The organism is Acidibrevibacterium sp., assembly GCF_049965395.1.
Lineage (GTDB): Bacteria > Pseudomonadota > Alphaproteobacteria > Acetobacterales > Acetobacteraceae > Acidibrevibacterium > Acidibrevibacterium fodinaquatile.
The window spans coordinates 41,192-47,753 of the sequence record NZ_JBMFWJ010000020.1 but is presented as its reverse complement, the minus strand read 5'-3'; the positions used below and the strand labels follow the sequence as shown (position 1 = coordinate 47,753).

The 6,562-nt window shown below is 57.1% G+C and carries 5 protein-coding genes; all 5 read right to left on the bottom strand.

Features of this window, described 5'->3' with window-relative positions; all coding sequences use genetic code 11:
* Positions 1-1,128 (bottom strand): sugar ABC transporter ATP-binding protein (locus ACP5M5_RS08120; protein WP_427936617.1); only part of this gene is annotated, 1,128 nt, incomplete at its 3' end.
* Positions 1,125-2,225: a hypothetical protein gene (locus ACP5M5_RS08115; protein WP_427936616.1), complete on the bottom strand. Its 1,101-nt coding sequence runs from the start codon at positions 2,223-2,225 to the stop codon at positions 1,125-1,127. The genes ACP5M5_RS08120 and ACP5M5_RS08115, both read right to left, overlap by 4 nt.
* A complete protein-coding gene (locus ACP5M5_RS08110; protein WP_427936615.1) occupies positions 2,222-4,339 on the bottom strand; it encodes an ABC transporter permease in 2,118 nt (705 codons plus the stop codon). The genes ACP5M5_RS08115 and ACP5M5_RS08110 overlap by 4 nt, the downstream gene beginning before the upstream one ends.
* A 70-nt stretch (positions 4,340-4,409) precedes the next feature.
* Positions 4,410-5,438, bottom strand: a complete 1,029-nt coding sequence (locus ACP5M5_RS08105) for a sugar ABC transporter substrate-binding protein (protein ID WP_427936614.1) — start codon at positions 5,436-5,438, stop codon at positions 4,410-4,412.
* A 41-nt stretch (positions 5,439-5,479) separates the two neighbouring features.
* Positions 5,480-6,445, bottom strand: coding sequence for an ABC transporter permease (locus ACP5M5_RS08100; protein WP_427936613.1), 966 nt, complete (start codon positions 6,443-6,445; stop codon positions 5,480-5,482).
* Positions 6,446-6,562 lie beyond the last annotated feature (117 nt).

The following is a 6,562-nucleotide window of genomic DNA, read 5'->3' as shown; positions in this document are numbered from 1 at the left end:
CGCCTCACGTCGCGAAACCCGCCATCTCCGCCGCCCCAGGCGCGCGAGCCAGCCGATATAAATATTGCGTGCAATCGACATCGTCTCGAAAAAACCTTCGACTTTGCGATCTTCCGTGACATAGACGATGCCATCGCGCACCGCCGGGGCCGGCACGCGGTAACGCACACGCCGCCCCTGCAGCAAGACGTCCCCACCATGGAACAAATCGCGCTTGAGTACGCCGGCCACGATCTTGAAGATCTCCGTGCGCCCAGCCCCCACCAGACCGAAAACGCCCGTGATTTGCCCGGCAAAAATCGAAAGTGACGTGTTTTTTACCATTGGCGCCATGCGCAGATTTTGAACCGAGACAACCCGGCGCCCGCTGCGCCGCGCCGTTTGCTTGCGCATGCCATAGAGAGTCTGCGACAAATCTCGTCCCACCATCGCCTGGACGATACGCGCGCGGTCGAAATGATGCGTCTCGTCGGTTATCACGTGTCGCCCGTCCCGCAAAATCGTAATGCGATCGGAAATTGTAAGCGCCTCTTCAAGCGCATGAGAGATAAAGATTACTGAAACCGCTCGGCGTTTTAGTTCTAGAACCAAATCAAAGAAATATTTTTTTTCCTCCGGCGTGAGCGTCGCCGTCGGCTCATCAAAGATGATTATTTTTGCCTTATGTAGGACGGCACGCGCAATCTCCACCATTTGTTTTTTGGCCGCCCCAAGCAAACCAACCGTAGTCGTCGGCGCCACATCGAAGTTGAGCGACTGCAGGAATTGCTGAGCTGCAATATAGATGCCACGCTGGCGATTATAAAATTTCTCCTGGCCAAGAAACAGGTTTTGCGCGACCGTCATCGTCGGGACCAGGCTATTTTCTTGAAACACCATGGCGACGCCAAGATGACGTGCCTCGAGTGGCGAACGTGGCGACGCTGGCCGGCCCTCGATCAGCATTTCCCCCGAGGTGAGGCTGACGACGCCCGCCATCACCTTCGTCATTGTCGATTTGCCCGCACCATTTTCCCCAACGAGCGCATGAATCTCCCCCTCCGAGAGCAAAAAATCCACCTCATCGATAGCGGGAACACCGCCATATTTAACCGTGGCACGCCGCAACTCCACGATCGGTGCCTTCATCTTGGAAACTCCTGCTCGATCGAAGCGAGCGACAGCGCGAGGATCTTACTGTCGCCTTTTGCTAAGACATAGAGAAATTCTCCACATTCTACGACGCTGGTGACGCCGTGGTGGGTGCCACCAGCACGGCTGTGCAATGAATAGATAGGCAATCCATCCTCCGTCAAGCGGATAATGAGACCGTAAGACCTCGGCGGTGCCCATGGTTTCAGGATTCCCATAGTCTTGATATGCGCGCCCTGCATCGGCTCAAGATAAGAGTGGCCTGAAGTTAGCCTTGGCGCGATCCAAAATTGCGGCTCGATCTCACGCATCATGCGTTCGCGATAGCGAGGCTCACGGAGCACGAATTCGACGAGCTGCGTTCGCGCAAGGAACGCGGTTAGCCAAAACCCGCCGCCCGCAGCCGGACTTAGACGCGATGGGTAAACCGGCAGATTTTCCAAGATCGGAGTGGCATCCCCCGCAACTTTATAAGCCATCAGGCGATGCGCCCAACTCTCGCTCACCCAAATCGCACTGTTTGACGTGCAAATGCCAAACGCATAAGAAAGGCCCTCCGTGATCCCGCGCGTATCGCCGGTTTTGAAATCGATTGAAAACGCGCGCCCGCTCGTTCCACGCGCCATCAAATCATGACACCAATCCTCATAGCGATGCGAGCGCGAACCCTCGGTCACTAACACGCCGCGACCATCGGCGTCCCGAGCAATGGCATTAACCGACATGAACGGGCGACCAGCAGCCTCTCTCCAGGATTTGCCATCATGTATCCCGCCCAGGATTCTGATTTCCCTGCCCGCGATCGCGACCGCCAGTGATTTTTCCGCAACACAGCAAAGCGCGGTAATGGGCGCCTCGAAATGGGCTATTTCAAGAAACTCGTTGACCGCAAGGCGAAAAACGCGCGATCCAGCGGCGACGTAAAGTTCTTCGCCGTCGCTTGCGAGATCCTCTGCGCCCTCAAGAGACAGCACAATCGGCGCGGCCTCTAGAATCTGGTTTGGTTTCAGCGGACCATCGAAGGGTGGGATCGTGGTTGCCGCATCGCCGCGCCCAAATAGTTGATCGCTCAGATGTCGCAGCGTGCGGATCATGCCGCCGTTCTCCATCGTCGATCATATTGGACGAAATCGGGATCCGCATTCGGCAAGCGATAGCGCCCGATTCGGTTATTCATGATACCCCCGAGATATAAATACCCGCGATGCTCTCGCATCGAGGTGATCATGGGGTGGTTGACGCCGCCAAGATCCCAGAGCGACTCAAGAATCCGGCCCTGTTCATCAAATTTGATAACACAGCCCGTGTTGATATTAGGAAAGAGCCATTCATCGATAGGCAGGCGCTTGGCCATGCGGCGTCGAAAGCCAGGCATGCGCCAGGCAAGATCGAGAGCCGGGCAGCGCATGCCAACCAACGCAAGCCAATAATTTCCATCTGACGCCGGATTTATGTTGTCGGGATAGCCCGGGAGATTCTCAAGGACGGTTTCTACCCGCCCTGCCTTTGGTCCCGCGAACCAATAGCGCTTTACCGTACAGCCCCAAGTTTCCGCAAATAGAATGGATTGTCGATTGTTGGCGATGGAAACGCCGTTCGGAAATTTCAGCCCGCGCAGAACGGTGCGTGTCGTGCCATTGCGAGGATCGTAACAAATGATACGGCCGTTGCCACGTGCTTCCAAACCATCCACCGGCCATTCATCCATTTCATAACGCACGGTCGCCTCGGAGAAAAACACCCGCCCGTCATCTGCAATATCGAGATCATCGGCGAGACGAAGCCGGCTATCGTCATTGACCGATCGCAGGCTGCGATTGGTCTCGTCTGTTGCTTTTTCCACTCGGTGGCTTCGTGTGACGCGATAAAGTCCCATGCCACCGATACACGCATAGAGCGCGCCTGCGCGATCGAACGCCATGCCGAGCGGCTGGCCGCCGATATGCGCGTAAACTTCCATACGCTCGTAATCGGGCGGGAAAAACCGAATAATGTCGCCGTGCCGTGATCCCGCGTAAAGATTATCCTCTCCGTCGAGAATGATGTCTTCTGGCGCCTCGATGCGGCCGACAGCGATCTCGCTCACATCACGCAACCGGTCATTCAACGCGAGTGGCGTGCCGTTGTCTGCTGTGGTCGACGGGATCGGCGGCATCGCATGATAGGTTGGGCTCACGTAAACCTTGCTAATGATGCGCGTGCGGTTTTTTACCCAACGGATATCGATCATTGCGGCGATCAGGAGGATCGCCGCCAATACCATGCGGTTGACTCCGCCCGGCGCCGAAAGTGTGGTAAGGCCGTTCGTGATCAGGAGCACGATCAAGGTGCCGATCATAGCCTTGGCCACCGAACCCTTGCCGCCACCGAGGCTGATACCGCCGAGGATCGCCGCGGTAAGCACCGTGACCTCCAGACCGACGCCGATATCGCCTCCCACGGTGCCAAGACGCGCGGCGAAAAATAGAGCTCCGAGCGCGGTGAGGAGCCCACTGGCAATATAGCATAACGCGATCGTGCGGCGGACAGGGATGCCGGAGTTGAACGCCGAACGCCGAGACCCGCCGATGGCAACGATGTGCCATCCTGGCCGAAGTCGGGTCAGAAACACATGGCCGAATAGCGCGATCGCGGCGTAGACCAAAACGATGCTCGGGATGCCGAAAATCCCGCCACCGCCAAGGAAGTTCCAGCTCGGAATATCGGGAAACGCTGCTGCGATCTGATTGGAATGTCCGAATATCAAAAGATCATAGGCAGCGCGATAGACGATCAGTGTAATCAACGTCGTGATGAAAGCGCGAAGACGAAAATATCCGATCAACACGCCATTGACTGCGCCGAGCAGCGCACCCGCAACCAGTGTTGCCGGAATCACGCCCCAAACCGGCCAGTTGAGAACGTCGAGACAGTAAAGCGCACAAAAATCAGTAAGTGCAAACATAGAACCGATCGAAAGATCGATGCCGCCAACGATGATCACCAGAGACATGCCTAGAACGCAAAACCCGATCTCGCAAGCCTGGCGCGCTGTGTCGGCGAGGCCTGCCGCGGAGAGAAAGCCCGGTATGGCTCTGCTGAGCGCGACCGCGACGATGATCAGCACGAGGGCGGGAATGGCGGTTTCGGTCCATCGTTTGGAAAGAATTTCGCCTACCAAATGATCTGGCCAAAGACGATAGCGCAGACGAATAAGGCTTTCGCTCATGATATTTTCCGTACACTGCGGAGGAAAATGAGAAATAGGCTGCGCCGGCGGCGATCACCGGCGCCCCATCTCACGATCTATTTTGCATTGCACTGAGGCTCCAGCATGTCCCAGGCGCGTCGGCATTGGCTTTCGTGATCGGGATCAGCGTTGTATAGATCGAGCTTTTGACTTCGCCCGGTTTCATTCCCGAATCGAGTAGCCATTTGATCATCGCCGCCATATCGGATGCTTGCGTCGGAACGTCATAGCTCATATCGAGATCGAAAGCGCCAGACTTGACCTGATCACAGGCGCCGCGCGTCTCGCCGCCGCCCGATGTCGCGAGATAGAGCTTTCCCGTCAGCCCAGCTTCTTTCACCGCCGCTGCGGTGCCGATATCCATCCCATCCCAGAAACCGACGATGCCACAGATATCTGGGTGCTGCTTGAGAACGGTTTGCGTGATCGCCTTGGCTTTGGCCGCGTCCCAATCGGCGGCCTGGCTGGAGACAACCTGAATTTCAGGATGCTTGGCGAGGATATTTTCGACGCCCTTCAGCGTATAAGCGCTGGCCGCCGCCGAGAGCGCGCCCTGGACGATCGCGATCTTATTCGATTTTCCGTGGCAAGCCTCGACAACCGCTTCTGTGTCACGCTCACCGATCTCGATCCAGTTGGCGCCCACGAAAGCGGTGCTGCGATAGGCGGATCCCATGTTGATCTGGATGACGTAGATCCCTTCTTTCTCCGCCCTTTGCAGCAATTTCGCATAAGTCTGCACGTCAGGATTATGAATGATCATCACCGCGGGCTTTTCGGAAATCAGGGTGGTGACGGCCTGTGCACCGGCATTGGTGCTCCAGTTGGGGTCGCGCACCTCGACCTTCACGCCATAGGGCGCCAGTTGCTGCTTTACGCCAGCGAACCATCCCTCGGTGAGATCGAAATTCATCGCAACTGGCACATAGGCGACGACTTTGCCCGCCAACGCCTTGGTGAACTGCGCCTGGAATGGTTCATCCAACCCTTGTTGCGCGTTTGCCGGCAAGTTTCCCACCGACGCCAGCATGCCGAAACCGGCGATCGCCGGCACTATTTTTTTCATAAGCCCAGTCATGGCGTCCTCCCTTGGTGTGCCAATGTCGAATTTTCGCTTTCTCAGATATCGCCTTGCTGCGCCGTCTCCTCGTTGCGGGGGTTGAGCAAGGAGTCGGTCATGATGGCGATCAGAAGCACGAGACCCTTGATCAAGTTCTGTGCGGAATAAGAGAGATCCATGATCGTCATCGCGTTCAACATGGTGCCGATCAGCAATGTTCCGATGATCACGTTTACGATCCCGCCGCGCCCACCGGAAAGACCAATGCCGCCGAGAACGACGACTAGGATGACGTCATAGATTAGGGTCGAGTTATAGATCCTCGTTGGCATGCTGTTGACGGATGCGGCGAGAACAATGCCGGCGAACACACCGACGAGTGATGCCATGACATATTGCAAAACGACGACTGGCCGCGAGGGAAGCCCGGCGATACGCGCGGCATTCGGGTTGTCGCCGATGGCATAGACAAAGGTGCCCAATCGGGTTTGTCGGAGAAACAGCGCAAGCACGATCGCCGCGAGGCCGAACATGACGATCGGCACTGGCACGCCCGCGACCCTTCCCTGGCCGAGGGTGGTCAAGGCGTTCATCCCGGGGCTCCATTGCACGACATCGAGCTTGAAGAGAGCCGCTTGTCCGAGACCCGCGAGAAACAATCCGCTCGCCAATGTCGCAAACAGCGACGGCACTTCTGCGTATGCGATCAGCCATCCGTTGACAAGACCGAGCGCAAGGCCAAGCGCGAAAGCAGCGATCAGGGCGAGAGAGAGCGTATGCCCATTCTGCACCATCTGTAAAACGAGACCGGGCGGGACCGCGAGCGCGGCGATGAGCGACAAATCGATGCCGCGGCCGATCACAACCACCGCCATCCCAAGCCCAAGAATGCCGAGCACCGCGACGTTTTGCAAAAGCGTCAGCATATTGTCGGGGGTGAGGAAGCCGTGCAGCAATAGCGAGAAGATAAGGAATAAAACCAAGAAAAGAGCGAAGACGATCGTCTGCTGGCTAGGACGAAACAAGCCCCCCGCCGCGCGCTGTCCGGCGGCTGCGCGTTGGCGGTGCCCGCTTTTCCCGCGGGGGATTCTCTCAGCTTCGGTCACCACGTTTCCCCGTTTTGCCTCACCCGCGAGGTCTTA